The sequence below is a fragment of the Streptomyces sp. NPDC054813 genome (genome assembly GCF_053611365.1).
In genome coordinates this window covers 35,789-62,052 of record NZ_JBSHAF010000022.1, presented here as the reverse complement: position 1 = coordinate 62,052, position 26,264 = coordinate 35,789, and the positions used below count along the sequence as shown (strand labels likewise).

Annotated in this window: 25 protein-coding genes; 9 read left to right on the top strand and 16 right to left on the bottom strand. The window is 71.6% G+C overall.

The window, feature by feature from the left end:
- The first annotated feature begins 129 nt into the window (after positions 1-129).
- Positions 130-612, top strand: a complete 483-nt coding sequence (locus ACWGJB_RS35520) for a VOC family protein (RefSeq protein ID WP_453384159.1) — start codon at positions 130-132, stop codon at positions 610-612.
- A gap of 60 nt (positions 613-672) precedes the next feature.
- On the opposite strand, the gene ACWGJB_RS35515 is transcribed toward ACWGJB_RS35520, so the two are convergent.
- From ACWGJB_RS35515 to ACWGJB_RS35500, 4 genes are all read right to left on the bottom strand, one after another.
- Entirely contained in the window at positions 673-1,557 is an 885-nt protein-coding gene (locus tag ACWGJB_RS35515; protein ID WP_453384158.1) for a geranyl diphosphate 2-C-methyltransferase, read from the bottom strand.
- Positions 1,558-1,605: 48 nt separating this feature from the next.
- A complete protein-coding gene (locus ACWGJB_RS35510; RefSeq protein WP_453384157.1) occupies positions 1,606-2,658 on the bottom strand; it encodes a family 2 encapsulin nanocompartment cargo protein terpene cyclase in 1,053 nt (350 codons plus the stop codon).
- 20 nt (positions 2,659-2,678) lie between these two features.
- Positions 2,679-4,121 carry a family 2B encapsulin nanocompartment shell protein gene (locus ACWGJB_RS35505; protein ID WP_453384156.1) on the bottom strand — a complete coding sequence of 481 codons (1,443 nt, stop codon included), beginning with the start codon at positions 4,119-4,121 and terminating at the stop codon, positions 2,679-2,681.
- A 228-nt stretch (positions 4,122-4,349) separates the two neighbouring features.
- The gene (locus ACWGJB_RS35500) at positions 4,350-5,357 is read right to left on the bottom strand and encodes a zinc-binding alcohol dehydrogenase family protein (RefSeq protein WP_453384273.1); all 1,008 of its coding nucleotides are present in this window, start codon (positions 5,355-5,357) and stop codon (positions 4,350-4,352) included.
- Between the two features lie 150 nt (positions 5,358-5,507).
- Here ACWGJB_RS35500 and ACWGJB_RS35495 point away from each other — a divergent pair, with 150 nt between their 5' ends.
- Together ACWGJB_RS35495 and ACWGJB_RS35490 are read left to right on the top strand one after the other, a co-directional pair.
- On the top strand, positions 5,508-6,302 hold the full coding sequence (locus ACWGJB_RS35495) for a VOC family protein (protein WP_453384155.1): 795 nt from the start codon (positions 5,508-5,510) through the stop codon (positions 6,300-6,302).
- Between the two features lie 46 nt (positions 6,303-6,348).
- The gene (locus tag ACWGJB_RS35490; RefSeq protein WP_453384154.1) at positions 6,349-7,050 is read left to right on the top strand and encodes a ribonuclease H family protein; all 702 of its coding nucleotides are present in this window, start codon (positions 6,349-6,351) and stop codon (positions 7,048-7,050) included.
- 50 nt (positions 7,051-7,100) lie between these two features.
- Here the strand turns inward: ACWGJB_RS35490 and melC2 are convergent, their stop codons facing one another.
- On the bottom strand, positions 7,101-7,922 hold the full coding sequence (gene melC2, locus ACWGJB_RS35485) for a tyrosinase MelC2 (protein WP_453384153.1): 822 nt from the start codon (positions 7,920-7,922) through the stop codon (positions 7,101-7,103).
- A gap of 35 nt (positions 7,923-7,957) precedes the next feature.
- Entirely contained in the window at positions 7,958-8,371 is a 414-nt protein-coding gene (gene melC1, locus ACWGJB_RS35480) for an apotyrosinase chaperone MelC1 (protein ID WP_453384152.1), read from the bottom strand.
- A 340-nt stretch (positions 8,372-8,711) separates the two neighbouring features.
- Here melC1 and ACWGJB_RS35475 point away from each other — a divergent pair, with 340 nt between their 5' ends.
- The 3 genes from ACWGJB_RS35475 (at position 8,712) to ACWGJB_RS35465 (ending at position 12,089) form a co-directional block, all read left to right on the top strand.
- Complete coding sequence (locus ACWGJB_RS35475) at positions 8,712-9,905, top strand: FAD-dependent monooxygenase (RefSeq protein WP_453384151.1); 1,194 nt, start codon at positions 8,712-8,714, stop codon at positions 9,903-9,905.
- 94 nt (positions 9,906-9,999) lie between these two features.
- Positions 10,000-11,493 carry an MFS transporter gene (locus tag ACWGJB_RS35470; RefSeq protein WP_453384150.1) on the top strand — a complete coding sequence of 498 codons (1,494 nt, stop codon included), beginning with the start codon at positions 10,000-10,002 and terminating at the stop codon, positions 11,491-11,493.
- Positions 11,490-12,089, top strand: a complete 600-nt coding sequence (locus ACWGJB_RS35465) for a TetR/AcrR family transcriptional regulator (protein WP_453384149.1) — start codon at positions 11,490-11,492, stop codon at positions 12,087-12,089. The genes ACWGJB_RS35470 and ACWGJB_RS35465 overlap by 4 nt, the downstream gene beginning before the upstream one ends.
- On the opposite strand, the gene ACWGJB_RS35460 is transcribed toward ACWGJB_RS35465, so the two are convergent.
- Positions 12,086-12,982, bottom strand: coding sequence for a LysR family transcriptional regulator (locus tag ACWGJB_RS35460; protein ID WP_453384148.1), 897 nt, complete (start codon positions 12,980-12,982; stop codon positions 12,086-12,088). The two genes, ACWGJB_RS35465 and ACWGJB_RS35460, sit on opposite strands and share 4 nt — an antisense overlap.
- Positions 12,983-13,115: 133 nt before the next feature.
- On the opposite strand from ACWGJB_RS35460, the gene ACWGJB_RS35455 reads away from it, so the two are divergent.
- Positions 13,116-14,003, top strand: coding sequence for an SDR family oxidoreductase (locus tag ACWGJB_RS35455; RefSeq protein WP_453384147.1), 888 nt, complete (start codon positions 13,116-13,118; stop codon positions 14,001-14,003).
- A gap of 93 nt (positions 14,004-14,096) precedes the next feature.
- Here the strand turns inward: ACWGJB_RS35455 and ACWGJB_RS35450 are convergent, their stop codons facing one another.
- A complete protein-coding gene (locus ACWGJB_RS35450) occupies positions 14,097-15,803 on the bottom strand; it encodes a cholesterol oxidase substrate-binding domain-containing protein (RefSeq protein WP_453384146.1) in 1,707 nt (568 codons plus the stop codon).
- A gap of 138 nt (positions 15,804-15,941) precedes the next feature.
- Between ACWGJB_RS35450 and ACWGJB_RS35445 the strand changes: the two genes are divergently transcribed.
- Both ACWGJB_RS35445 and ACWGJB_RS35440 read left to right on the top strand, forming a co-directional pair.
- Positions 15,942-16,925: an aldo/keto reductase gene (locus ACWGJB_RS35445; protein WP_453384145.1), complete on the top strand. Its 984-nt coding sequence runs from the start codon at positions 15,942-15,944 to the stop codon at positions 16,923-16,925.
- Between the two features lie 84 nt (positions 16,926-17,009).
- The gene (locus ACWGJB_RS35440) at positions 17,010-17,495 is read left to right on the top strand and encodes a DUF6328 family protein (protein ID WP_453384144.1); all 486 of its coding nucleotides are present in this window, start codon (positions 17,010-17,012) and stop codon (positions 17,493-17,495) included.
- Here ACWGJB_RS35440 and ACWGJB_RS35435 read toward each other — a convergent pair.
- The 8 genes from ACWGJB_RS35435 to ACWGJB_RS35400 all read right to left on the bottom strand — a co-directional run bounded on the left by ACWGJB_RS35435 (position 17,480) and on the right by ACWGJB_RS35400 (position 26,116).
- Positions 17,480-18,148 carry a DUF2238 domain-containing protein gene (locus ACWGJB_RS35435; RefSeq protein WP_453384143.1) on the bottom strand — a complete coding sequence of 223 codons (669 nt, stop codon included), beginning with the start codon at positions 18,146-18,148 and terminating at the stop codon, positions 17,480-17,482. The genes ACWGJB_RS35440 and ACWGJB_RS35435 overlap by 16 nt on opposite strands.
- Positions 18,149-18,236: 88 nt before the next feature.
- Positions 18,237-18,662 (bottom strand): SsgA family sporulation/cell division regulator, encoded by a 426-nt coding sequence (locus ACWGJB_RS35430; protein WP_362576333.1) that lies wholly within the window; start codon positions 18,660-18,662, stop codon positions 18,237-18,239.
- Between the two features lie 63 nt (positions 18,663-18,725).
- On the bottom strand, positions 18,726-19,802 hold the full coding sequence (locus ACWGJB_RS35425) for a hypothetical protein (RefSeq protein ID WP_453384142.1): 1,077 nt from the start codon (positions 19,800-19,802) through the stop codon (positions 18,726-18,728).
- Between the two features lie 106 nt (positions 19,803-19,908).
- Positions 19,909-21,558: a serine/threonine protein kinase gene (locus tag ACWGJB_RS35420; protein WP_453384141.1), complete on the bottom strand. Its 1,650-nt coding sequence runs from the start codon at positions 21,556-21,558 to the stop codon at positions 19,909-19,911.
- Between the two features lie 253 nt (positions 21,559-21,811).
- Entirely contained in the window at positions 21,812-22,813 is a 1,002-nt protein-coding gene (locus tag ACWGJB_RS35415) for a polyprenyl synthetase family protein (RefSeq protein WP_453384140.1), read from the bottom strand.
- Positions 22,810-23,850, bottom strand: a complete 1,041-nt coding sequence (locus ACWGJB_RS35410; RefSeq protein WP_453384272.1) for a tetratricopeptide repeat protein — start codon at positions 23,848-23,850, stop codon at positions 22,810-22,812. The genes ACWGJB_RS35415 and ACWGJB_RS35410 overlap by 4 nt, the downstream gene beginning before the upstream one ends.
- Positions 23,851-24,038: 188 nt before the next feature.
- Positions 24,039-24,716 (bottom strand): AIM24 family protein, encoded by a 678-nt coding sequence (locus tag ACWGJB_RS35405; protein ID WP_453384139.1) that lies wholly within the window; start codon positions 24,714-24,716, stop codon positions 24,039-24,041.
- Between the two features lie 56 nt (positions 24,717-24,772).
- A complete protein-coding gene (locus ACWGJB_RS35400; protein WP_453384138.1) occupies positions 24,773-26,116 on the bottom strand; it encodes a CAP domain-containing protein in 1,344 nt (447 codons plus the stop codon).
- Positions 26,117-26,264 lie beyond the last annotated feature (148 nt).

The window sequence follows — 26,264 nt, the reverse complement described above, 5'->3', positions numbered from 1 at the left end:
CGCGCCCACGTGGCGCAGCCGCATACACACCACAGCCCCGCGCCCCTTAATCGGCGCGATGACCGATGAGTTTCCTGGAGCGCACCGGTCGGTACGGATGACCGCGTTCCCCGCTCCCAGGAGGTGCCCATGACCACCGACGGATTCACCACGTGTCTCTGGTTCGACGGCCAGGCCGAGGAGGCCGCCCACTACTACGTGTCGATCTTCAAGAACTCCAGCATCGGGAAGGTCGGCCGCTACAACGAGGCCGGCCCGGGGGAGGCGGGCTCCGTGCTGGCCGTCGACTTCACGGCCAACGGGCAGAAGTTCGTCGCCATCAACGGCGGCCCGCAGTTCAAGTTCACCGAGGCGATCTCCTTCCAGATCTACTGCGACGGCCAGGAGGAGGTCGACCACTACTGGACCAAACTCACCGAGAACGGCGGCGAGCCCGGCCCGTGCGGCTGGCTCAAGGACAGGTACGGCGTGTCCTGGCAGGTCATCCCGGAGGGACTGATCGAGATGATCGGCGACGCCGACCCGGAGCGGGCGACCCGCACCACCCGGGCGATGTACGCGATGGGCAAGCTGGACATCGCCGCGCTGAAGAAGGCGTACGCGGGCGAGTGACCCGCACGGCGACGCGGGGCGGTGTCTCCGGACACCGCCCCGCGCCTGCGCCTCGCCGGGTCAGACCCGGTCGGCCACGATCAGCAGGTACTGGAAGCTGCCGTTCTTGTAGGCGGTGAGGAAGGCGTCCTCGATCCCCGTCACCAGGTGGTCGGCCTGCTTGCGAAGTTCCCAGTACGGAATGGCCGCCTCGGTGAGGTCCTCCACATGGACCGGCACGAGGCGGTTCTTGGCCATCGCCCGGAAGTACTCCGACCTCGGGTGGATGTCACAGATGTAGTGGGCGTTGATCAGGGACACCTCGCGCGAGGCCTGCCCGTAGGCGTTGTTGTAGCAGCCGGTGATCGTGACGTAGCGTCCGCCCCGGCGCAGCAGCCGGGCGTGCTCGGCGAAGAGCAGCTCCAGCTCGACGTACATCGTGGACTCGTTGTTCCAGGAGGCCGCGTACGCGCCCGTCTCGAAGCCGGTGTCCAGCATGTTCCGGTGGTGGTAGCGGACCTTGTCGCCGACCTCCCGCTTGCGGGCCATTTCGTTGGCGAAGCCGGCCTGCTTGGCGGAGATGGTGACCCCGTCGGCGTGGCAGCCGTAGCGCAGGTTCGCCACGATGCTGCCACCGCCCCGGCCGCAGCCGGCGTCGAAGACCCGGTCGTCCGGGGCGAGCGGGCCGAGATGCCCGGCGAGCAGCTCGGCCTGGGCATGCTCCAGGCGGTGCAGCTCGCTGGTGACGCGCTCCTTGCGCAGCTCGGGGTCGGTCTCGTCGAGCACCGACCAGTCGGCCTCGCCGATGCCGTAGTGGTGGTGGTAGAGGTCGTCGATCTTTCCGAGTTCGAGGTTGACCGGGTTCTCCTCGGCGTTCCAGTACTCCGCGACGCTGTTCTGGTACCGGGACTGGGTCGGCACCGGGGCTGACGTGGTGGTCTTCCGAGCGACAGGGGCGGTGGTCAACAGTTGCTCCTCGAAGTGTTTCTGACGGTGTTTCGGATGGGCTCGGTGCTACCAGTAGTCGGGCAGGTGGTAGCGGTTGGTGTTGGTGGAGTGCCACTCGTGGTTGCCCGAGACCCAGGCGGCCAGGCCCTCCGCGTAGCGTGCGACCAGCGGCGAGGTGGCGCCCAGGGCGGCCGACTCCTCCTCGAAGGCCGCCATGATCCGGTTGTGGATGTCGACGGACTTCAGATAGGCCGCCTTCAGTCCGCGCCGGTCGTTGGCCGCCACCACCTGGGGCAGGTTGAGGTGGTCCGGATCGCTCGCCAGCTCCTTGGTGAAGGAGTACAGGTCGTTGACGATCGTGGTCGCGTTGCAGGCCAGGGCGGTGATCCGCTGGATCTCCGGGCGGGCGTAGAGCGGCTCGGGCAGTTCGTAGCCGTCCACCGCGTCGACGATCGACAGACACGGCCGGAAGTTGTTGAACTGCCGCATCACCAGGTACTCCCAGACCCGTGGCATGTACCGGGTCTCCATCCACGCGGCCTCGCCCAGGTACCCGAGGTGCAGCCGGGCGATGTCGTGCACGAACCGGCCGGTCTGGCTCGGGGTGGCGAACCCGGCGAAGTCCGCGAGGGCGAAGTGGTACGAGCGCAGCGGACCGTCGGCCCGGATGCCGGCGCGCCACTCCTCCTCCAGCTCCGGGATGCCGTGGTAGGGGTCGAGCGCCGACTGGGCGATGATCAGCGGGCCGCCGAGCCCGCGCCGGGATCCGCCGCGCCCCTCGTCCTCCTCGCAGTAACAGGAGTCCACGATGTTCTCGGCCAGCAGCAGCTTGCCGGCGACGGTGAGCCGGTCCAGGTCGAGACCGCCCGGATGCTGGAGTACGACGGCCCGGCCGAACTGGAAGCCCGAGAAGTCCCCCTTCCAGGCCTCGGGGAACAGGTCGAGCTCCCGGGCCCAGGCCTCCAGGCGGCGGTCGAGCTCGGCGGCCTTGGCGGGGTCGGCGGGCACGGCCGGCCGGTAGTGCAGTCCGGGGACCGCCCCGGTGCGCCTGGCCGGGCGCAGACTCCGGGCGATGTTCGGCGGCCCGGGCAGGACGTAGGGGGTGGTGGGTGTGGTCATGATGACTGTGCTCCAGGCCGTCAGTCGGCGGTGCGGCCGAGCTGGACGTTCTCCAGGATCCCGGCCGCGTCGGGGACCAGGATGGCCATCGAGTAGTAGGCAGTGACCAGGTAGTTGATGACGGCCTGCTCGTTGACGCCCATGAAGCGGACGTTCAGGCCGGGCTGGAACTCCTCCGGGATACCGGTCTGGTAGAGGCCGATGACCCCCTGGTCGGCCTCGCCGGTGCGCAGCGCGATGATGCTGCTGGTGTGGTCGTCGCTGATCGGGATCTTGCTGCACGGATAGATCGGGACCCCACGCCAGGCCGGGATCTCGTGCCCGTCGATGTTCGCGCTCGGGGGCACCAGTCCGCGCCGGTTGCACTGCCGGAAGAACGCCGCGATCGCCTTGGGGTGCGCCAGGATCACCTTGGTCTTGCGGCGCATGGAGATCAGCTCGTCCATGTCGTCCGGGGTCGGCGGGCCGGTGAAGGAGCTGATCCGCTGCCCGTAGTCGATGTTGTGCAGCAGTCCGAACTCACGGTTGTTGACCAGTTCCCACTCCTGGCGCTCACGGATCTCCTCGACCGTGAGGCGCAGCTGCTGCTGGGTCTGGTCCATCGGGTTGTTGTAGAGGTCGGCGACCCGGGAGTGCACCCTCAGCACGGTCTGGGTGAGCGACAACTCGTACTCGCGCGGCGCGAGTTCGTAGTCCACGAAGCCGCCCGGCAGGGTCGGCTCACCCCGGTGGCCGGCCTGTACCGGTACCTCGGCCTCGCCCTTGCGGTTCATCGGCAGCCGCTGCCGGTCGACGTACGCCTGGAGATGCGCACCGAGCGACGGCATCCGGTCCATGACCTCCTCGACGACCGTCCAGGGCAGCGCCAGCACCACGCCCGCCGTCTCCGCCCGGACCGAGGTGAGCCACAGCGGGTCGGTCTGGCCGACCGCCTCGTCGCCCATCTGGTCGCCGTCGGTGACGACCCCGACGACCTCCTCCTCGCCGTACTTGCCGGCCGCGAAGCGGATGAACCGGCCGTGCACGACCAGGTAGGTCTCGGTGACCGGCTGCCCGGCCTCGAACAGCACCTGCCCGGCGCGCACTTCACGGGCCTGGAACCGCTCGGCGATCTGGGTCAGCGCGTCCAGGTCGTCGTAACCCCGCAGGATGGGCAGTTCGGTGAGGGTTGCGGGGATGACCCGGATGTCGTCCCCGCCGTTCTGCTCGAAGCTCACCCGGCCGCGTCCGGTGCGCAGTTGGAGGCGCCGGTTGACCCGGTAGGCGCCGCCCTTGACGTCCACCCACGGCAGTGTCTTCAGCAGCCATCGGGAGGTGATGGCCTGCATCTGCGGTTCGGACTTGGTGGTCGTGGCGAGCTGACGTGCCGCCCGGGTGCTCAGACTGGTGAGCTCCCCGTCGGTGGTCGGATCCGGCTCGGGCTCGTCGACGGCGGAACCGATGACGCTGTCCGGTGTGGACACATTCCCTCCAGCAGAGAGGCGAACAGAGGTGACCCGGAGGGTCGGTGGTGTGCGAGGTGGCGCTGCGCAAGGACCAGCCAAACAGCCGTGGTGATCTACGGGTACGGCGCGAAAGGGGCGGTTGTGCGCCTTAGTTGCGCAAACCAGGTGTTCGGGGTGGAAAAGGTTGCGTTTCCCGATCGCGCGCCGGTGGCCCGCTCCGGTACCCGGGTCCGGTCCGGGTTGGACTCAGGAAAAGTCGTTGACCAGCACCGCGGCCCCGTCGAAGCGCCCGGCCTTCAGGTCCCGCAGGGCTTGGGGGGCCGCGGACAGCGGGTACGCGTGGGTGGTCGCGCGGACGTGGTGCCGCTCGGCCAGAGTCAGGAACTCCCGCCCGTCGGCACGGGTGTTGGAGGTGACGCTGCGCAGCTCCCGCTCGTAGAACAGCTCCCGTTCGTAGTTCAGTGCCGGTACGTCGCTGAGGTGGATGCCCGCCACCGCCAGTACCCCGCCCCGGTCCAGGGCGCGCAGCGCGACCGGCACCAGATCGCCGACCGGGGCGAACAGGACGGCGCTGTCCAGTGGCTCGGGCGGCGGCTCGGAGGCGTCCCGGGCCGAGGCCGCGCCCAGCTCCAGGGCCAGCCGCCGGGCCTCGGCACCCCGGGTCAGCACATGCACGGTCGCGCCCTCCGCGAGCGCCACCTGCGCGCACAGATGGGCGCTGCCCCCGAAGCCGTACAGGCCGAGCCGGCCGCCCGGCGGGAGCGCTGCCCGGCGCAGCGCGCGGTAGCCGATGATCCCGGCGCACAGCAGTGGCGCGAGCGCCACGTCGTCGAGGGCGCCGGGCAGCCGGTAGGCGAAGTCCGCCGGCACGGTCGTGTACTCCGCGTAGCCGCCGTGCGCGTCCCAGCCGGTGTACTCCGAGTGCGGGCACAGGTTCTCGGCGCCCCGCCGGCAGTAGGCGCACACCCCGTCGGTGCGCCGCAGCCAGGCCACCCCCACCCGCTCACCCACCGCGAAGTCCGTCACCTCGGGGCCCAGGCCCGCGACCACGCCGACCACCTCGTGCCCCGGCGTCACCCCGGGCCGGTGCACCGGCAGATCACCCTCCGTGACATGCAAGTCGGTCCGGCACACCCCGCAGGCGCGCACCCGGACCAGCACCTCGTCGGCTCCGGGCACCGGCACCGGACGCTCGACGAGCCGGAGCGGATCCGCCTCGACCGGTCCGGGCCGCGCCACCGTCCACGCCCGCATCACGTCCGTCATGCCGCGCCCCGTCCGCCGAAGGCCGCTCGGTCATCCTTCCCAGTGTCCGCCGGAGTCCGGAGTTCGGCTCGCGGGCGGTCGGCCGGATGGCTAGCGTGAGGAACCGGGAGAATCCGTGCGATCGGAAGGGCCGCGGCCATGGCGGTACAACCTGAAGGAACCCCCTGTTGGGCCGACGCGATGTTCAGCGACCTGGAGGGGGCCAAGAGCTTCTACGGCGAGGTCCTCGGCTGGACGTTCGGCGAGTCGGCGTCGGAGTACGGCAATTACACCCAGGCCTACGCGAACGGCAATGCCGTCGCCGCCGTCGTACCGCCCATGCCCGGTCAGGAGGGGCAGTCGCAGTGGTGTCTGTACTTCGCCTCGCCGGACGCGGCGGCCGTCGCCGAGCGGATCCGGGAGAACGGCGGTGAGGTGCTGATGGAGCCGATGCAGGTCGGTGACTTCGGCACGATGTGCCTGGCGCGTGAGCCCGGCGGGGCGGTCTTCGGTATCTGGCAGGGCGGCGTCCACGAGGGCTTCGAGGCCACGGCCGTGCCCGGCGCCTACTGCTGGGCGGAGGTCTTCACCCGCGAGCCCGAGAAGACCGACCCCTTCTTCACCGCTCTCTTCTCCTACACGGCCAGGCAGGTCGAGGACGACAACGTCGACTTCCGGATGTTCGACGTGGACGGGAACACGGTCCTCGGCCGGATGGGGATGACCGACGACTTCCCGCCCGAGGTGCCCTCGTACATCAACGTCTACTTCACCGTCGACGACTGCGACGAGGCCGTCGCCAGGGCCACCAAGCAGGGCGCGGTGCTGCGCTTCGGTCCGATGAGCAGTCCCTTCGGCAGGTTCGCGGCGCTCACCGACCCGCAGGGCGCCAACTTCTCGGTGATCGACCTCACCACCACCGAGGGCGAGCAGCCCCAGGTCAAGGACGTCTGACCAGGGCGGACACGGGCCACGGCCGGGCTCCCCGCCCGCCCGTGGCATGATCGGGCCCATGCGTGAACGAGTGGTGGCCGCGTGCGACGGGGCTTCTAAGGGAAACCCGGGACCGGCCGGCTGGGCCTGGGTGATGTCCGACGACGCGGCGACTCCGGCCCGCTGGGAGGCCGGCCCGCTCGGCAAGGCCACCAACAACGTGGCCGAACTGACCGCGCTGGAGCGGCTGCTGACGGCAGTCGACCCGGACGTGCCGCTCGAGGTACGGATGGACTCGCAGTACGCGATGAAAGCGGTCACCACCTGGCTGCCCGGCTGGAAGCGCAACGGCTGGAAGACCTCGGCGGGCAAGCCGGTCGCCAACCAGGACCTGGTCGTACGCATCGACGAACTCCTCGACGGCCGCACGGTCGATTTCCGGTATGTCCCCGCCCACCAGGTCGACGGCGACCCGCTGAACGACTTCGCCGACCGCGCGGCCAGCCAGGCGGCGACGGTCCAGGAGGCCGCGGGAAGCGCCCTCGGCTCCCCGGTACCGCCGCCGTCGCCGACGCCCGCCGCCTCCGCCGGGGCCCCGCGCCGCAAGGTGGCACCCCGCAAGACCGCCGCCGGCGGCGGCTCCTCGCGCACCATCAAGGCCAAGTTCCCCGGCCGCTGCCTGTGCGGCCGCCCCTACGCGGCGGGCGAGGCGATCGCGAAGAACGGGCAGGGCTGGGGCCACCCGGAGTGCCGCACGGCGGACGTCTGATCAGCTGTCTTCAGCTGTCTTCAGACGTCTTCAGACGTCTTCAGACGTCTTCAGACGTCGAACGTGTAGAACCGCGTGTGGTCGAGCAGGTCCGCCGGCCGCACGTCGTTCCACGGCTTCATCGTCTCGTCCAGGTCGACGACGTCCGGCGTCCCGCCGCCCGGCACATAGGCCGCCTGCGGGTGCCGGCGCTGCCACTCGGCCCACAGCTTGTCGATGAAGGCGTGGTGCAGCCAGAACACCGGGTCGTTGGGGGAGACCCCGGTGGCCATCTGGCCGCCGACCCAGACATGGACCCGGTTGTGCAGATTGACCCCGCGCCAGCCCTCCAGATGGTTCCGGAAGCCGTCCGAGGCGCTGTTCCAGGGCGCCATGTCGTACGTCGCCATGGCCAGCACCGAGTCGACCTCGGCCCGGGTCGGCAGCTCGCGCACGCCGGTCCCGAGTGACCTGCGCAGATAAGTACGGCCGTCCACACGGACGTTGAGCGGCCAGTTCCCGCTCGACGCGGCGAACGGGCCGTCCGCCACCCGCCCGTCGGAGCTGCGCCCGGTGCCGCCCAGGAAGTCCGGCGCCCACAGCGCGGCACGGACCGTGCGGTCGGCGCTCCAGTCCCAGTAGGGAAGTGCCACCGAGGAGTCCACCGACTGCAGCGCCTGCTCGAAGTCGAGCAGGAATCTGCGATGCCAGGGCAGGAACGACGGCGAACGATGGCCGGTGCGCTCCGAGTCGTCGGTGTCGGACATGATGAATGCGTTGTGCGTGCGCACGAAGTCGTCGTAACGCCCGCTGCGCTTCAGCTCGATGACGGCGGCGACGAACCGCCGCTTCTCGTCGGCGGACAGACTGGCCTGGTTCTTGCGTATGGTCATGTGCTTCGAGGCTCCGGAAGTCCTGGCGGGGGCGGTCAGTTGGCGGGGAACGGCAGCAGCGCGGCGCCCTGCAGCTCGTCGACTGCCGCACGGGCGGCGGCACGCGGGGTGCGCACCGGGTCGTAGTGGCTGACCACGCTGATCCAGCTGCCGTCCGCGTTCCGCATCACGTGCAGCTCCACCCCGTCCACGAACACCGCGTAACCGGTGCCGTGTCCGTGGTGGTGACCGCCCATGCCCTTCATGCCGCCCATGCCGCCCATGTCATCCATGCCGGACGGGTGGCCCTGTATCCGGCGGCCCTTGTAGACCTCGTCGAAGGGTTCGAGGGACCCCTCCTGCGGGTGAGCGGCGGCCGGGGTACCGGGGGCGACCAGGGCCTGGGCACCGGCCGCGGCGGCCAGGGCGGCCGCCGCGGTGAGCGCGCGACGGCGGGTGAGTTCGGGCATACGGATGCTCCTGTGCTGGGTGCGGGTGATGACTCCGTATGCCTATCCGCCGGTTTCCGGGCGGGAGAAATCGCCCGGATCGGGTTGGCTCCGATCAGGACAATGACTACATGTCATACAAGTTTGAACGAAGATGATCTTGCCGTGGCGAAGGGCCCGGCGGTACCGGAACGGGGAATTCCTTGCCTGGGCGAGGGGGTTTTCGTCGATCTTTCGCAAGGGTCCGCCGTCCGGGTGTCGTGGCTCACGCCGTCAATCTGGCGCGATTCGAAAACCCGGCCGGACCCGTCACCGCTGCTACTCTGCGATGCCAATTGGCCACTTTCGGTGAAATCCAGGGGTGCGTGTGAAGGTCGTCTGCGTCGGAGGCGGGCCCGCCGGCCTGTATCTAGCGATCCTGCTCAAGCGGCAGAACCCGTCCCACGACATCACCGTCCATGAACGCAACCCCGAGGGCTCGACCTACGGCTGGGGCGTCACCTACTGGCGTGCCCTGATGGACCGGCTGCACGCGTACGACCCCGAGTCGGCGCGCGCCGTCGAGGAGAGCTCGGTGCGCTGGAACCAGGGCGTCGCCCACGTCCGTGACCAGGTCACCCGACAGCCCGGCGACCCGGGCCACGGCATCGGCCGCCACCGCCTCCTGGAGATCCTCGCCGCACGCGCCCGGTCCCTGGGCGTACGGCTCGAGTTCGAGAGCGAGATCACGCCCGACGACCTCCCCGAGGCCGACCTGGTCGTCGCCGCCGACGGCATCCACAGCGCCCTGCGCACCCGGTACGCCGACGCCTTCGGCGCCGAGGTCACCGAGGGCCGCAACCACTACGTCTGGCTCGGCACCACCAAGGCCTTCGACTCCTTCACCTTCGCCTTCGCCGAGACCGAGCACGGCTGGGTCTGGTGCTACGGCTACCCCTACGACGACGGGCACAGCACCTGCGTCATCGAGTGCGCACCCGAGACCCTCACCGGCCTCGGCCTCGACACGCTGAACGAGGTCGACCAACTCGCCCTGCTGGAGAAGCTGTTCGCCGGCGTCCTCGACGGCCGGCCGCTGATCGGCGGCTCCTCGGCGGCCGCCTGGCCCACCTTCCGCACGCTCGTCAGCCGCACCTGGCACCATGGCAACCTCGTCCTGCTCGGCGACGCCGCCCACACCACGCACTACTCCATCGGTGCCGGCACCACCCTCGCCCTGGAGGACGCGATGTGCCTCGCCGGTGCCCTGCGCGAGCACGGCGCCGTACCGCAGGCCCTCCTCGCCTACGAGCGGCAGCGCAAGGCCGAGCTGGTCTCCGCCCAGAGCGCCGCCCGCCTCAGCGCCCAGTGGTACGAGAACCTGCCCCGCTACATCGACCTCCCCCCGCACCGCATGTTCGCCCTGCTCGGCCAGCGCCACTCGCCGCTGCTGCCGTACGTTCCGCCGCAGCTGTACTACGGCATCGACAAGGCGGCCGGGCGGCTGGAGGCGCTGCGCCGGCTCAAGAGGTGGCTCGGGCCACGGGCGGCGCGCGCCCTGCACTCCCGGTCGTAGGAGCTCGCTGTCGGAACGAGTTGGTGAAAGGTCATTCACTCGATAGGGTGAATTCGTATTCACCTTCATATCTGTGCCGTCCGCAGGAGCGCCGATGGATCACCCCGCCCCGACAGCCGGCCCCTCGGGCTCGTCCGCCGCACCGCCCCGGCTGCGGGAGCGGCTGACCATCCCGGTACTGGCCTTCGGCGGGATCCTGATGGCCGTCATGCAGACGGTGGTCGTCCCCCTGCTCCCGGATCTGCCCAAGCTCACCCACTCCTCGGCCGGCACCGTCTCCTGGATGGTCACCGCGACCCTGCTCGCCGGGGCCGTCCTCACCCCGGTGCTCGGCCGGGCCGGTGACATGTACGGGAAGCGCCGGGTGCTCACCGGGGCGCTCGCCCTGATGACCGTGGGCTCCGTGATGTGCGCCCTGTCGTCCGACATCACCGTGCTCATCGCCGCCCGCGCCCTGCAGGGCGCCGCCGCCTCCGTCGTACCGCTGTCGATCAGCATCCTGCGTGACGAACTGCCGCCCGAACGGCGGGGATCGGCGGTGGCGCTGATGAGCTCCACCGTCGGCATCGGCGCCGCGCTGGGTCTGCCGCTGGCCGCGCTCGTCGTCCAGTACTACGACTGGCACACCATGTTCTGGCTGACCAGCCTCCTCGGTGCGCTGGGCGTGGCGGCCGTGTGGTGGGCGGTCCGGGAGTCACCGGTGCGCGAACCCGGGCGGTTCGACGTGCTCGGCGCGCTCGGGCTGGCCGTCGGGCTGACCTGTCTGCTGCTCGGCGTCTCGCAGGGCGGCCAGTGGGGCTGGGGCAGCCCGCGCGTCCTCGGGCTGTTCGCCGCCACCGTCGTCGTACTGGCCCTGTGGTGGTGGCAGCAACTGCGGACCGAGCAGCCGCTGGTCGACCTGCATCTGGTGTCCCGGCCCCGGGTCGGCCTGTCCCATGTCGCCGCCCTGCTCACCGGGTTCGCCTTCTACGCCAACTCCCTGGTCACCGCCCAGCTGGTGCAGGCTCCGAAGGCCACCGGATACGGCCTCGGCCTGTCCATCGTGGCCACCGGCCTGTGCTTGCTCCCCGGCGGCATCACCATGCTGCTGTTCTCACCGCTCTCCGCCCGGATCTCGGCCTCCCGCGGCCCGCGCATCACCCTCGCCCTCGGCGCCGCGGTCATCGCCTGCGGATACGCGGTGCGCATCGCCGACAGCCGCGACCTCTGGATGATCATCCTGGGCGCCACCGTCGTCGCCACCGGCACCACCCTCGCCTACTCGGCGCTGCCCACGCTGATCCTGCGGGCCGTCCCGGCGAGCCAGACCGCCTCCGCCAACGGCGTCAACGTCCTCATGCGCACCATCGGCCAGGCCACCTCCAGCGCCGCCGTGGCCGCCGTCCTCACCCATCACACCAGCCTCGTCGGGGGCGCCCAGATGCCCACGCTGCACGGGTATCTGCTGGCGTTCGCGATGGCCGGCGTCATCGCGCTCGCCGCCAGCGCCGCCGCCCTGTCCATACCCGGCGACAAGGCCACGGGCGACGCCCCGCGCGCCAAGGCCCGCCCCCAGGGCGCCCGGGACGACGCGCTGGAGGGAGCATGAGTGCCGTGAGCACCCGACCCGACTCCGGCAACGACACCACCCCCGCGCCCGCCCGCCGGGACGCGGAGGCCACCAAGGCCGCCATCCTCAAAGCCGCCCGCCACCTCCTCGCCCGGCACGCGCACGCCGACATCACCCTCAAGGACGTCGCCGAACGCGCCGGGGTCAGCGCGCCGCTGATCCTCAAGTACTTCGGCAACAAGGACGGCCTGTTCGCCCGCGTGATGTCCTTCGAGAGCGACGCGGCCGCTCTGCTGGACGCACCCCTGGACGACCTGGGCCGGCACATGGTCCGGCACGTCCTGGAGGGCCAGCGCGACCGGGGCGCCGACCCGCTGCTGCGGATCGTCTTCGCCCCCCTGCACGGCGACCACGGAGACGTGCTGCGCGCCAACTTCCGCGCCCAGGTGGTCGACCGCGTCGCCGCCCGGCTCATCGGCCCCGACGCCCCACTGCGCGCCGAACTCGCCGTCGCCCAGCTCCTCGGCCTGGGCGTGATGTACGGCATCGCCCGCGGCGCACGGCTGCGCGACTCGGCGATCGACGACCTCGTCGACCGCTACGGCCCCGCCGTCCAGGCCCAGTTGACGCCCTAACCGGGCTCCGGTGCCGTCAGGAGCGCCTCGGCCGACCTGCGGAAGGCGGTCAGCAGCCGGTGGTGGTCCCCGGCGCGGGTCGCCAGGACCACCTGGCTCGGCTCGACGCCGTGCAACGGGACCGTGGTCAGGTCGGGGCGGATGGCCGCGCCGGGCACCCAGGGCGCGATCGCCACGGCCTGCCCGGCGGCGACATGCTCGAACTTGTCCTCCACCGCGCCGATCAGCGGACCGTCGGGCGCCGGGCTGCCGTCCGGCCGGGGGTCGACGCGCCAGAACGCGTTCCACAGCGGATCCCGCCCCCGGGGCAGCGGCTCGTCGGCGATGTCGTCGAGCGTGACCGACTCCTTCCCGGCCAGCCGATGGTCCAGCGGGACCACCAGGACCCGCGGCTCGTCGTAGAGGACCGTCACCCGCAACCGGTCGGTGCGCAGCGGCAGCCGGGTCACGACCGCGTCGACGCGCCCCGCCAGCAGGGCCTCGCGCGACTCGTTCCAGTCGAGGTGCAGGGTCCGTACGTCGGCGTCCGGGAAGCGGCGGCGCAGATCGCGCACGGCGGGGGTGACGAAGATCCCGTTGATGTACCCGACGGTGATCCGGCTGGGCTCGGCGGCGGCCCGGGTGACCGCCGCGGCCTCGCCCGCGGCCCGCAGCAACGCCCTCGCCCGCGGCAGGAACACCTCACCGGCCTCGGTGAGCCGCGCCCCCTGCGGGGTCCGGTCGAAGAGCCGCGCCCCCAGCAACTGCTCCAGGCGCTGGACCTGGCGGCTCAGCGACGGCTGGGTGATGTGCAGGACGCCGGCGGCCCGCCCGAAGTGCCGCTGCTCGGCGACGACGGTGAAGTACCGGACGAGCCGCAGATCGAGGTCAGGGGCGGAAGCGGGATCAGCCATGCCTCCAGGGTACGGCCGGCGACCTGCACCGATGCCTGAAACGCATTGCGTATTGCGAATCAGGCTTTGGACGCCCGCCGCCCGCCGGCCGAATGATGGAAGCACCAACCCCTCCCTCGAAGGAGCACCGACCATGCGGGTATTCGTCACCGGCGGCAGCGGCTTCATCGGCTCCGCGGCTGTCCCCGAACTCCTCGGCGCCGGGCACCAGGTCCTCGCCCTCGCCCGCTCGGACAAGTCCGCCGAGGCCCTGAAGGCGGCGGGCGCGGAAGTGCACCGCGGCAGCCTCGACAACCCCGAGGACCTGGCACGCGCGGCGGCCGGGACCGACGGCGTGCTGCACCTCGCCTTCAACCACGACGACTTCCCGGACATGACGCGAGCCGTGGACACCGACCTGCGCGTCATCGAGGCGATCGGTGCCGCCCTGGAAGGGTCGGACCGGCCCTTCGTCGTCACTTCGGGAACCCTGATGCTCGCCGCGGTCGACGGTGTGGCGACGGAGCAGGACACCCCGGCCCCGGGCATCCACCGAGGCGCCTGCGATCTGGCGGCACTCGCCCTCGCCGAGCGCGGCGTACGCAGCTCGGTGGTCCGCCTGGCTCCCACGGTGCACGGCCGTGGCGACCGGGGCTTCGTGCCACAGCTGATCGACGTCGCCCGTCGGACGGGCGTCGCCGCGTACGTGGGCGAGGGCACCAATCGCTGGCCCGCCGTACACCGCCTGGACGCGGCCCACCTCTACCGCCTGGCCCTGGAATCGTCCCCGGCGGGCACGGCCCTGCACGGAGCGGCCGACCAGGGCGTCCCGTTCAAGGACATCGCCGCGGCGATCGCCAAGGGCCTCGACGTCCCGTTGAAGAGCATCCCGCCCACAGAGGCGGAGGCCCACTTCGGCTGGCTGGGCATGGTGGCCGCGATCGACAATGCGACATCGGGCGAGCGGACCCAGAAACTCCTGGGCTGGAAGCCGGAACAGGCGGGCCTGCTCGCGGACTTGGAGAAGGGCCACTACTTCTAGGCACCGGCCACGCGTCCCTTTAGGGGCGCGGGGCTGTGTCGATGTGCGGCTACCGCCGCGTGGTCGCGACCAGCCCCCACCGCCCCACAGATTTCAACGGCGCACAAGCACCCCATCCAAGAACCCGTTGGTGAACACCCGGTGTGGGTCAAGGCGGTCCAACGTCTCCACCGCCGTATCCCACACCGCACCCCCGAACGACCCCGGAATCCTCGTACCGAGCACCTCCTCGTCACTCCACACAGCGGACCCGGTGTACGCCCACCCTTTGGACCACTCCACCCGAGTCCCCTCGTACCGCTCGAACAAGAACCGTTCCAACTCCCGCAGGAACGCCTCCGCATAGGGCGTCCCCGGCAGCGTCAGCACATCCAGCCACACCGCCGTGTCCGCCCCGTCCCTCGGCCGCAGGGCGGAGAGCAACGGCACCTGCGAGCCGGCCAGTTCCACATCGGCCGGCTCGTCCAGCCCCGTCACCCTGATCTCCACCGACCCGTTGACGGGGAACCGCCCCGACGCGGCGTACGCGGTGAGCCGTTCCCGGTAGAACGACGTGAACTCATGCACAACACGCTGCACGTCGGCTCGCCGAGTCAGCACCGCGTACCCGTTCGCGTTGATCCGCAGCGTCGTCGGCCGCAGATACAACAGCGTGTTCTTCGAGGCCCCCCAGATGTCCGAGGACAGCGTCGTCACCAGCCCGAGCGCCGCCACATCCAGCTGCGCGTTGCCCAGCACCGGCGCCAGATACCAGGCCGCGCCGGACACCATCCGCCCCACGAGGTCGGCGACCACGGTCGGCACGACGTCGGAGAAGGGGTAGTTGTACGGCGAGGTCACATGCCGCGAGGTGAGCGGTCTGGCCGGGGCGACGCTCCACTCCTTCAGCCACGGGTACTCGGTGAACGCGAACCAGATCGCCTCCACCCGCCCGGACCGCGCCAGGAAACTGTCGAGGGTCCGTCCGCCGGAGCCTGCCGCGGCGAACAGTTCGCCGGCCGGGATGTCGGTCCGGCTCACACACCGCAGATTGCTGTTGCCGCCCACCCGCAGCACGACCTCGGTCACCAACGCCCGGCCCAGATGCGTGAGCAGGGCCGCGCAGTCCGCCTCGGCGCGCCGGAACGTCCGCAGGACATACGCTCCCGCGTCCTCGTCCCACACCACCGCCGTCAGCGACAGCACCAGGTTGCTCAGCGAACCGTAGGTGTGCCCGGGCAGCGGCTGCTCGCCGTCGGCCGGTACGGCGGTGCCGTGCGCGTCGATCGCCAGCGCCCCGCCGAGCGTCAGATCGCCGGGCGCGGGAGTGGCGGTGAGCCCGAGACCGTGGCCCTCGAGGAAGGTGAGCAGCGCCTCCATGGTGACCCCGGCCCCGGCCCGCACCTGCGACCCGGAGTCCAGGGACAGCCCCGTCAGGTGCGTCCCGGTGTCCACGAGCAGCACTTTGTCGCCGGCGGCCGTCCCCTCCGTGACGGTCAACGGCGACCAGCCGTGCGAGGAGCCACGCGCGCGGACCCGCCAGCCGTTGCGCCAGGCCCACTCGACGACCGTGAGCACCTCGTGCGCGTCGGCCGGAGCACAGGCCCACAGCCCGTCCGCGGTGATCTCGCCGACCCAGTTGCGGTACGCCGAGCGGTACAGCGCCACATCCGCCGGGAAGCCGGGCAGCTCGGCCGCGGCCACGGCCGGATCCGCCGCCGACAGCACCGGTACGGCGGCCAGCGCGGCGGCGGACCGCAGGAAACCCCGACGGCTCCAGCCGTCCGGGGCAGGGAAGTTGTCCGCTGAACGATCAGTCACGCCGACACGCTAGGGCCGGGTTGACGCCCTCCCGATTTCTGTCGAACAGAATCACCCGTGTGAGTGAAGGATTCACAGGTAGGCGGGGGTGGAGAGGCCCTTGACACCGTTGTCGGTGGCGGATGACAGACTGACGCCATGGACGAACGCGTAATCGGCAGGTCGCAGCAGTGGGCATCGGTCGTCGGCCTCGGCACATGGCAACTCGGTGCCGACTGGGGCGACGTGGACGACAAGGAGGCCCTGGCCGTTCTGGAGGCCGCGGCCGAGTCGGGGGTGACCTTCTTCGACACCGCCGACGTCTACGGCGACGGGCGCAGCGAGCAGACCATCGCCGCCTTCCTGAGCGGCAGGCCGGACCTGCATGTGCTGGTGGCCACCAAGATGGGCCGCCGGGTCGACCAGATCCCGGAGAACTACGTCCTGGACAACTTCCGCGCGTGGAACGACCGGTCCCGCCGCAACCTCGGCGTGGACCGTCTGGACCTGGTGCAGCTGCACTGCCCGCCGACCCCGGTCTACTCCTCCGGCGAGGTGTTCGACGCCCTCGACACCCTGGTCGAGGAGGAGCGCATCGCGGCCTACGGGGTCAGCGTCGAGACCTGCGCGGAGGCGCTCACCGCGATCGCCCGCCCGGGCGTGGCCAGCGTGCAGATCATCCTCAACCCGTTCCGCATGAAGCCGCTGCGCGAGGTGCTGCCGGCCGCCCGGGAGGCCGGCGTCGGCATCATCGCGCGGGTGCCGCTCGCCTCCGGTCTGCTGTCCGGCAAGTACACCAAGGACACCGTCTTCGCGGCCGACGACCACCGCACCTACAACCGGCACGGCGAGGCCTTCGACCAGGGCGAGACCTTCTCCGGCGTCGACTACACGACGGGCGTGGAGGCCGCCGCCGAGTTCGCCGCGCTCGCCCCCGAGGGCTACACCCCGGCCCAGCTCGCCCTTCGCTGGATCATCGACCAGCCGGGCGTCACCACGGTCATCCCGGGCGCCCGCAACGCCGAGCAGGCCCGCGCCAACGCGGCCGCCGCAAAGCTCCCGGAACTGCCCGCGGAGACGGTCACCGCCATCCGGGACCTCTACGACCGGCGGATCAAGGACCAGGTCGAGAACCGCTGGTAGCACCCGCCGGGCCGGGACCGCCATCACGGTGCCGCTCCCGGCCCGGGCCGTTTGAACGACGGGACCGGCGGTTACACGGACTCCATGACCGACCAGGAGCGGCGGCAGGGGCGCGACGAGAGCGAGGAGGAGCGCGCCGACCGGATGTGGGGCGAACTCATCCAGGAGGTCCGCGTCGCCCAGACCGGTGTGCAGATCCTCTTCGGTTTCCTGCTCACCGTGGTCTTCCAGCAGAAGTACGCCGAGCTGTCCGACGTGGACCGGACGATCTACATCGTGACCGTCGTCCTGGGCGCCGCGGCCACCGGCGCCCTCATCGGCCCGGTCTCCCTGCACCGGCTGGTCGCCGGCCGCAAGGTGAAGCCACAGGCGGTGCGGCTGGCCTCCGGGCTGACCCAGATCGGCCTGTTCCTGCTGCTGGCCACCATGGCCGCCGCGCTGGTGCTGATCCTCCGGGTGGCCACCGGCGGCAGTCGGCTGACCTGGGTGGTCGCGGCCGTCGTCGTCTGGTACCTGGTGTGCTGGTACGGCCTGCCGCTGTGGTCCCGGAGCCGTCACACCACCCGTTGAGCCGCCTCCAGCGCCCGCAGCTGCCGGTCGTGCACCCGGCTGAGCAGCAGCACCGACACCGTCGCCCCGATCAGCGCGCAGAACATGTCCCACTGGGTGTCCCAGACATCTCCCTGGGTGGCGAGGAAGGCGTCCGCGCCGTGCCCGCCGATCACGGCCGCAAGCCACTCCAGCAGCTCGAAGAAGGCGCTGAACGCGAGGCAGGCGCACACCGTCAGCGGGGCCAGCCAGCGGCTGCCGCGCAGCGGTGAGGTACGGCTGAGCAGCTCACGGACCAGGACCGCCGGTACGAAACCCTGCATGAGGTGGCCGAAGCGGTCGTACGGATTGCGGTCCAGGCCGAAGGTGTCGCGCGCCCAGTCGCCCACCGGCACCTCGGCGTAGGTGTAGTGGCCGCCGACGGCGAGCACCAGTGCGTGCGCGGTGAGGAGCCCGGCCAGCAGCCCTGTCAGCGGGAAGCGCCGCCAGGTCAGCACCACCAGCGGCAGGCCGACCAGCACCCACACCGTCTCCAGGAACCAGGTCGTACGGTCCCGGGCACCCCACGCCGACACGGCCATGCCGGCCACCACCACCCCGGCGAGCAGGGCGGGCGGAACCCGGCGTGGCACACGGTGCGGAACGGGGCGCGGGGCGGGGTGCACTGCGGTCATGGCGGACTCCTCGTCGTGGGAGCCCCATCGTGGCCGCGGCGCCCGGGCGCGGACATGAGTACGGCTACTCAGCCTGGCACGCGCTCACTCAGCCGGTGGCGAGGATCTCCGCCAGTAGGTCGTCCACCCGGACCTCTTCCCGTCCGGGCGGCACGGCCATGTAGGTGTCGCTCAGGAACGAGGCCAGCGCGGGAGCCCAGGCGAACACCACCGCGTGATGCCGTTCGCCGCCGGGCAGGGGATCGCCGAGGAAATCCATGCGCACTTCCCTCCAGCGCCCCTGCCGTACCGGACGCAGCCGTACGTCCCCGACCCCGACCGGCTCTCTCAGACCCTCGTTCAGCATCTCCCGGTCCAGCCGCCATCTGGCCAGCACCCGGCCGTCCAGGGTGAACACCGCGGTGACGGCGAACGGGTCTTCGGCGTCGTACGACAGATGGGCGAGGACGGGGCAGCGGGCGGTCCCGTCCGCGCGGAGCTGTACCACCAGGGTCCTGTGCACGATGGGGTTCACGCGAGAGGCCTCCGGGAACGATCGGCTTGGTGCTCTCTAGTACCCCTCTCACAGGAAAAACGCTCAATCGTGAGCGGAATCCCCTGCGGAATCCACTGTGGGATCCACCACGGAGTCGCCCTTCGTGCCGCGCAGTGCGGCCAGGCAGGAGCCGATGGCCTGCTGGAGTTCCTCCAGGCGCTGCACCATGTCGTCCTCGTAGAAGTCCTGGGCGTCGTCGAAGGTCAGCTCCTCGAACGCCTTGGTCGCCTTCTGCAGACCGCTGTAGAACCTGGTGCGCTTCTCCTGGACGCGGAGTTCGGGGTCCGCCTCGACCGTCTCGACGACCAGGTTCTTCATGGTGTCGTAGGCCTCGGTCGCCCACTCGCCGGTGTCCTCGTCCTCGTCCAGCTCGTCGAGGAGCGACAGATGACGCTCGGCCTCCTGCCGCAGTTCGACGGGGGCGTCGACGGTCTGCCCGGCAGGTGTCTTGATCTGGCCGGACTCGGCGATCTGGCGGACGTATCCGATGCGGTCGGCCGAGCGGCTCTCGGTGGCGACGGCCTTCTTCAGGTCGGCGGTGCGGACCACGTCACGGGCCAGCACCGTCTGCAGGTCCGGGTCCTCCTTGATGCGGTCGAGGAGGGCCGAGCGGGCCGCGCGGGCGGTGGAGGGGTCGGCGAGGATCGCGGCCCGCAACGCGGTCGGGTTCTCGGCCACTTCGAGGGCCTTGGTGGGCCGGATGCCCTCGGCCTCGGCGGCCTGACTGATGGCGGTGCCGCGCTCGGACGTCGCGCTGTTGCGGGAGACGTAGTAGTCCAGCCAGACGTCGGAGTCCGGGAGTTCGACCTCCTGGCCCGGGGCGAGGGCCTCGAAGTGCGGGACCACACCGTCGTCGGCGGCCCTGTCCCACGCCTTGTAGTAGCGCATCACCCGCTCCGGGGAACAGCCGGCGAGCTCGGCGAACTCCTTCGCCGACACCTTCGGCGTCTCATCCGCGCCCTGCCCTCCCGGCCGCACGCTGCGGGCCACCATCAGCCCGAACGCCCAGCCTCCGGTGCGCACATACGCGCCGAACTCCCGGGCGTCCCGCGCCACGAGGTCGGACAGGGGAGCCGGGGACGCGCTGGACGTCTCGGACGGGTCGATCGCTAGGGTCACGGAGGACACTCCTGAAGGCTGCCGAACTGCGTACGTACCGACGGGCAGCCTATATCGACCTATTGGCCAGGGTTTGCCGCACGGTCGAGGACCAGCCGAGCGCGGCTCAGCCCGCGGACGGCCGGAACGTGGCCAGGAAGGTCTTCAGCGCCAGCGTGTTCGCGGCGTCGTCCCAGGTGGCGGCGGGGGCCGTGATGCGCAGCGAGAAGCTGCGGCCGCCGCCGAGCAGGAAGCCGCGGCCGAAGGTGCGCACCTGGTCGGCGCCCGTGCCGGACAGCCACTCCATGTCCGCCGCCTTGTACCCCTGGTAGGTGGTCGCCTTGATCTGGCCGATCCGCCGGTAACCGTCGAGCTGTTCCAGCTGGGGTTCCACGTCGTCCCGCCAGACCGCGACCGGGTCCGGGCCGGCCTGGGTGCTGTAGGTGACGGCCAGGGTGCGCGGGTCGTCGCTGCCCGGGCCGAAGGTGACCCGGTAGGCGACGTCGTCGACCCGCGAGGTGTCGATGCGCTTCCAGCCCGTGGGGAGCGCCACGGAGAAGCCCTCGGGGGCGGAGTAGCGGTGGTACCCCGCGGGGAGGGCACCGGCCGTGGCCGACGGCGACGGCGCCGTCTTCGAGGGGGAGGAGGCAGGAGAGGACGACGGAGGGGAAGGAGGAGCGGAAGAAGGAGGTGCGGAAGGGGAGGGCGAGGCGGTGGGCACGTTGCCGTCCGTGCGGTTGCCCCCGTCGGTGGCCGCCGCGGAGGCGCTCGGCGCCGAGCCGGCCAGGGAGCCGACGCCCGGGAGCCCCTGGGTGGCGGCGAGCACCGCGACCGACACGGTCACCACGGCCAGTGCGGTCCCCCCGATCATCGTGGTCCGGCTCCATCCCGAGGCCCGCGCCGCCACGTAGGCACCGCGCAGCCGGGGCACCGGGGCGGGCTGCCCGATCGCGTCGGGGTCCTCGTCCAGGACACGTGTCAGCGCCTGCCGGACCACCGGGCGGCTCAGCCGTTCACGGGAGTTCTTGCGCAGCAGCCCCTGGACGACCTGGGTGAGCGGACCGGCCCGCAGCGGGGTGCGCAGCGGCAGCCGGTCCACGCCCTTCAGCGTGGCGTCGGCCCGTCCACGGTCCCGGAACGGCGGCCGTCCCTCGACCATCGTGTAGAGGATCGCACCGAGCGCCCACAGGTCGGCGGCCGGGCCGATGCGCTCGTCCCTGGCCTGCTCCGGCGAGGCGTACGACGGTGCGGTGACCCGCGGGGCCAGGGTCGCGCCCGCCAGCCCGAACCCGGTGATCACGACCGGGCCCTTGTCACGGACGAAGATCTGGCCGGGGCTGAGCTCGCCGTGCGTGTAGCCCTCGCCGTGCGCGCCGTCCAGCACGTCGAGCACCTCGAGGGCGATCCTGGCGGCCCGCACGAAGTCGAACGTGGGCTGCTGTACGAGCAGTTCACTGAGCGGTGTGCCGTCGATCAGCTCCGTGACCGTCCACAGCGTGCCCGCCTCCTCGAAGGCGTCGATCGCCATGGCGACCCGGCCGGGCCGCAGCGCGCCCATGGCCTCGGACGTGCGCAGGATCCGGGAGGTGGTCCGGCGTATCACGTCCTCGGTGAGGGCGTCGGGAAGCACGATCTGGGTCACCAGACGCGGACGTTCGGCCTGCACGTCCTCCGCGTACCAGCTGATGCGGTTCGGCTCGCGGTCGGCGACCTCGAGGAGCCGGTACCTGCCGGCGACCAACTGCTGTGCGGAGACATGCGCCTTGACCATCGTCATCCCTCGCTGGAACCCCTGCCTCGTCTTAACCAGAGGTACGCGGGACCCGCCCGGGTTTGTTCAAAGAATCTGCAACTCCGAGCCCCTTCTTGCCTTTTATTCAAACGGCGTCCCGTACTGGGGACTTGAGGAAAACGGCCGATGGCCGGGCCCCGACCTGCGGGTAACCGACGGTAAAAGCCCGGCTGCGGTCCGCTGGCCGGCTCACCGCGAAACGTCCCATATCCGGGTGAACGGATCAGGTCGGACCATCTCAGAGGTCCCGGTGCACCAGGAAGTCCAGCAGGCCGCGCAGTTCCGCCGACGCGAGCGGCAGTCCGGTGAGCAGTGCCTCGGCCCGGGCGGTGTGCCGGCGGGCCTCGGCGAGCGCGGCCTTGCGTCCGCCCGCGTCCTCGATCAACGCGGCCGCCTCCCGGGCTTGCCCCGGCACGTCGAGCAGCCGGGCCAGCCGGGGGCCGGCGGACGAACCGAGCGCGGCGAGGACCGGATACGTCTTCTTCCGCTCCCGCAGATCGCCGTGCACGGGCTTGCCGGTGACGGCCGGGTCGCCCCAGATCCCCAGCACGTCGTCGACCAGCTGGAACGCCACGCCGAGATGGCGTCCGGCCAGGTCCAGCGCGCTCACCGTGGCCTCGGGCGCGCCGCCGAGCGCGGCCCCCAGCGCGACGGCACACCCCAGCAGCGCGCCCGTCTTCCGCTCGGCCATCACCCGGTACTCCCGTGCCGACACACCGGTCCAGGGCCGCGCCGCGAACAGCAGATCGTCCGCCTGCCCGTGCACCAGGTCCGCCAGCGCGGCCGACAGCAGCCGCAGGACGCCCGTTCCGCCGGGAGCGGCGGCCAGGGTCTCGACCGCGAGCGCGAAGAGGGCGTCGCCCGCGAGGACGGCCGGTCCGGTGCCGTACGCCTGCCAGACGGCCGGGCGGCGGCGCCGGGTGGCATCGCCGTCCATGATGTCGTCGTGCAGCAGCGAGAAGGCGTGCACCAGTTCCACCGCGACCGCCGCCGGAACCCCGCGCTCGGCGGGCGCGCCGACGGCCTCCGCGCCGAGCACCGCCAGCGCCTGCCGGACGCCCTTGCCGCCCGGGGCGGCGGCGGGGGAGCCGCCGACCTCGCACCAGCCGAACGCGTACCCGGCCATCTCGCCGACCCAGGGGTGCAGCCGTCCCACCGCCGCGACAAGCGCGGGCCGCACCAGTTCCCGGCACCGGACGAGGGCGTGCGGGGGAGCGGTGACGGGTGCGAGCGCGGTCATCGGACGGCCTCCGTCCCGACGCCGAACTCCGCCTGGGCCCGGGTCACCATGGACCGGGCGTGCCGCAGGCCGGCCCGCTCCAGCACGCCCGCGAGGTCGGCGAGTTCGGCCGCCGTCTCGGCCCGGTCATGGCCCAGCCGGGCCAGCGACTTGGCCAGCCCGAGCCGTGACAGCGCCTCGCCGCGCGGCTCGCTCATCGCGCGGAACTCCGTGAGCGCCAGCTCGTACAGCTCCCGCGCCTCGGCGTAACGCCCGGCCCGGTAGAGGACGTTGCCACGCATCTTGTGGTTGTAGGCCAGCGCGCTGGACAGGTTCATCGCCCGGCAGGACCGCTCCGCCTCGGAGAGCAGCGCGAGTGCCCGTTCGCTGTCGCCGTCCCGCACCGACACGATGTCCGCGAGCCCGCGCAGCGCCCAGGCGTGCCCGCGCCGGTCCTCCGCCCGCGCCGCTATCCCCGCCGCCTCCTCGAAGAGCGCGTACGCCCGGTCGTACGACCCGGTGTTGCGATGCATCTGCGCGATGCCCTCCAGTGCCCACACCGTGTGCCGGGCCTCACCGCGCCGCCGGGCCTCGGCGAGCAGTTGCTCGTGCAGCCGGCCCACGGCCGCGTAGTCGCCCTGGATACGGCCGGTTTCGGCGAGCCCGGCCAGCGAGTAGCCGCGTACGACGACATCCCCGCCCCGCTCGCCGAGGTCGGCCGCCAGCCCCAGTAGCCGCCGGGCCAGCGGGAACGCGCCGCGCTGCCGGGCCAGGGTGCCGCCGCTCCACAGCGCCCAGGCCATCGCCGCCGTGTCCCCGGCCGCCCGGGCGGCACGGTAACTCGCCTTCCAGGCCCGGTCGGCTTCCCTCACCTGGCCGAGGCGCCGATGTGCCTCGGCGACGGCCAGCCCGCAGCGCGCCTCCTCGTCGGGCCGACCGGAGCGCTCGGCCTCCCGCAGCCGCTCGATGCCCTCGGCCAGCACATCGACCAGCGACGAGTTCACGGACAGGGAGGTCAACGCGCCCTGGTACTCCGGGGCGACTGCCTTGCCGTACACGGGTGACATGGGTACCTCTCTACGCGGGACGCTTATACATGCCGTCTATACATCATGTGTATACATGGCGTGCATAGTGCGCCCGAATTTTGCCCTGGCCGCAGGGGCCAGGGCTTCGCTGTTGTGAATCAAGACGCCGGCACGGCCGTCGGGGTTGCCTGCGTGGTGTGGATCACCGCGCGAGGGTGTCAGTGCTGCTGAGCCTTCTGCGGGGTCGCCTCGCTCGGCCGCACCACGACGTACCCGTCGCCCTGGAGCATCAGCTGGACCGCTTCACCCGAACCGCCGCGCAGCATCGACCCGATGGACTGCGAACGGTGCAGCGAGGTCTGGAGCCGGGTCGTCCAGCCCACCACCGCGTCCGTGTCGACGTACACCGGCGCCTGCGGCGAGACCGGGATGACCAGCGGGTTGCCTTCGCAGATCAGCCCCAGCCTGCCCTGTCCGGTGAACACGCTGTTGAAGAGACCGCCGCCGGCTATGCCGGACCCCTTCACGGTCCTGATCTCGTACGACAGCGAGGCGTCGAAGCACAGGACGTTGCGGCCGTTGACCGTGAACTGGTCGCCGGGCTCGACCTCGACGATGAAACAGTTCTGTGCCTCGTGCGCGAACCAGGCCTCGCCCTGGCCCTGCACGGACATCAGGGGCAGACCCTCGCCGGTGACCGCGCGCTTGAGCATCCCGCCCACGCCCTGGCCCTTTCGCTCGAACTTCAGATTGCCGCGGTGCGCGATCATCGCGCCCTGGCGTGCGTGCATCTCGCCGTTCACGGCGTACCGGACGCACTTCGCGTTCTCGATCGTCATGCCCGGCTCGACGGCCGGCTCCACCATGTGCTGACTGGAAAAGAGATCACCCTTCATGCCCGGCATGGTGTCCCGGACGAACCCGTTCCGCCAAGATCACGGACCGTATCGGTTCAGGCACCGAACAGCTGGGTCCAGTAGGTGCCCGCCCGGCCGCCGCCCGCGAAGCCGACGCCGATGTGGGTGAAGTCGGGTTTGAGGATGTTGGCCCGGTGGCCGGGACTGTTCATCCAGCCGTCCACCACCTCGGCGGCCGAGCGCTGGCCGCAGGCGATGTTCTCGCCGATGGTGCGCCGCCGGGAGCCCGCGGCGGCGGCCCGGTCCCAGGGCTGGGTCCCCTCGGGGGAGGTGTGCGAGTAGAAGTCCCGGGTCGCCATGTCCGTGCTGTACGCCTGCGCTGCGGCGGCCAGTTGCGGATCCACCGCGAGCGGCCGCAGCCCGGCCCGGACGCGCTCCCGGTTGGTGAGGTCGACGACCTCGGCGCGGGCGCGGGTCAGTTCGGCCGGGGTGAGGGGTCTGGCCCACAGCGCGGTCCAGTAGGTGTCCCCGTCCCTCGGGCCCTGGACGTGGGCCAGGCCGGCGTGGGTGAAGGCCGGGTCGAGCAGGGTGCGCCGGGCGCCCTCGGTGCGCAGGCAGTAGTCGACGAACTCGGCCGGCGTGCGCGGGCCGGAGACGAGATGCTCGCCGACTGTGACATACGCGAATCCGGTGCGATCGATCCGCTGGTGGAGCGAGACGCCGTCGGGGCTCTCGGTGGCCAGGCGGCCGGCGTCGGCCATCGCGGTGGCATGGGCGCGGGCGGCGGAGGTGAGCCGGGTGTCCGGGGCCACCGGTGACCGGCCGGCCTGGGCGCGGGCGGAGTTGACCAGGCCCAGCAGGCCGTCCGGGTCCGGGAGCGCGGCCGCCGAGGGCCGGGGCGGCGCGGCCGCGGTGCGCTGGGCGGGGATCGTGGGGCGCGACGCCGGAGCCGGCTGCCGGTCCTCGACGACGTCGACCCCGAAGTCCCGGGCCAGCCCCGCCAGTCCGTCGGCGTATCCCTGTCCGACCGCCCGCAGCTTCCAGCCGGTGCCCCGGCGGTATATCTCGGCGAGCAGCAGCAGGGTCTCCGTCTGCGGGCGGGGCGGGGCGAACCGGGCCACCGTCCGGCCGAGGCGGTCGGTGACATGCAGCGCGGAGGCGGGCAGCCGGCCGAGTGCGGTGCCCGGCTCGGCGGCGGTGACCGTGAGGGTGACGCGCTGGGCGCCGGTCCGCAGCCGGGCCGGCTCGACGGTCAGTGTGTCGCCGCGCAGCCGGACGCCGGGCGCGTCCGGCTGGTTGTAGAAGACGAAGTCGGCGTCGCCGCCGACCTTGCCGCTCTCGTCGGTGATCAGCGCGGAGACGTCGAAGGGACCGGGCACCCGCAGCGTCAGCGCGCCGTCCGGAAGGGGCAGATTGCCCCCGGGGACCAGCTCGCTCATCGCGCCGCCTCTGCGAGGTCAGGGGCCGAACGTCGCGCCCGGTGGGGGAGTCGCCGGTAGAACGTCCGGCCCGGGAGCGAGGTTCCCTCGACGGGGCGAGGCGGTGCGCGGGCCGCTCTCGCGGCTACCGCACCGGCGGCCGGCGCCT

Excerpts from the sequence above, each read along its gene's own strand:
- ACWGJB_RS35420 (WP_453384141.1), bottom strand. The coding sequence starts at position 21,558 with ATGACGATGGTCAAGGCGCATGTCTCCGCACAGCAGTTGGTCGCCGGC.
- melC2 (WP_453384153.1), bottom strand. The coding sequence starts at position 7,922 with ATGACCATACGCAAGAACCAGGCCAGTCTGTCCGCCGACGAGAAGCGG.
- melC1 (WP_453384152.1), bottom strand. The coding sequence starts at position 8,371 with ATGCCCGAACTCACCCGCCGTCGCGCGCTCACCGCGGCGGCCGCCCTG.
- ACWGJB_RS35500 (WP_453384273.1), bottom strand. The coding sequence starts at position 5,357 with ATGCGGGCGTGGACGGTGGCGCGGCCCGGACCGGTCGAGGCGGATCCG.
- ACWGJB_RS35470 (WP_453384150.1), top strand. The coding sequence starts at position 10,000 with ATGGATCACCCCGCCCCGACAGCCGGCCCCTCGGGCTCGTCCGCCGCA.
- ACWGJB_RS35435 (WP_453384143.1), bottom strand. The coding sequence starts at position 18,148 with ATGACCGCAGTGCACCCCGCCCCGCGCCCCGTTCCGCACCGTGTGCCA.
- ACWGJB_RS35510 (WP_453384157.1), bottom strand. The coding sequence starts at position 2,658 with ATGACCACACCCACCACCCCCTACGTCCTGCCCGGGCCGCCGAACATC.
- ACWGJB_RS35405 (WP_453384139.1), bottom strand. The coding sequence starts at position 24,716 with ATGAAGGGTGATCTCTTTTCCAGTCAGCACATGGTGGAGCCGGCCGTC.
- ACWGJB_RS35490 (WP_453384154.1), top strand. The coding sequence starts at position 6,349 with ATGATCGGGCCCATGCGTGAACGAGTGGTGGCCGCGTGCGACGGGGCT.
- ACWGJB_RS35495 (WP_453384155.1), top strand. The coding sequence starts at position 5,508 with ATGGCGGTACAACCTGAAGGAACCCCCTGTTGGGCCGACGCGATGTTC.
- ACWGJB_RS35455 (WP_453384147.1), top strand. The coding sequence starts at position 13,116 with ATGCGGGTATTCGTCACCGGCGGCAGCGGCTTCATCGGCTCCGCGGCT.
- ACWGJB_RS35460 (WP_453384148.1), bottom strand. The coding sequence starts at position 12,982 with ATGGCTGATCCCGCTTCCGCCCCTGACCTCGATCTGCGGCTCGTCCGG.
- ACWGJB_RS35440 (WP_453384144.1), top strand. The coding sequence starts at position 17,010 with ATGACCGACCAGGAGCGGCGGCAGGGGCGCGACGAGAGCGAGGAGGAG.
- ACWGJB_RS35400 (WP_453384138.1), bottom strand. The coding sequence starts at position 26,116 with ATGAGCGAGCTGGTCCCCGGGGGCAATCTGCCCCTTCCGGACGGCGCG.
- ACWGJB_RS35465 (WP_453384149.1), top strand. The coding sequence starts at position 11,490 with ATGAGTGCCGTGAGCACCCGACCCGACTCCGGCAACGACACCACCCCC.
- ACWGJB_RS35445 (WP_453384145.1), top strand. The coding sequence starts at position 15,942 with ATGGACGAACGCGTAATCGGCAGGTCGCAGCAGTGGGCATCGGTCGTC.
- ACWGJB_RS35520 (WP_453384159.1), top strand. The coding sequence starts at position 130 with ATGACCACCGACGGATTCACCACGTGTCTCTGGTTCGACGGCCAGGCC.
- ACWGJB_RS35415 (WP_453384140.1), bottom strand. The coding sequence starts at position 22,813 with ATGACCGCGCTCGCACCCGTCACCGCTCCCCCGCACGCCCTCGTCCGG.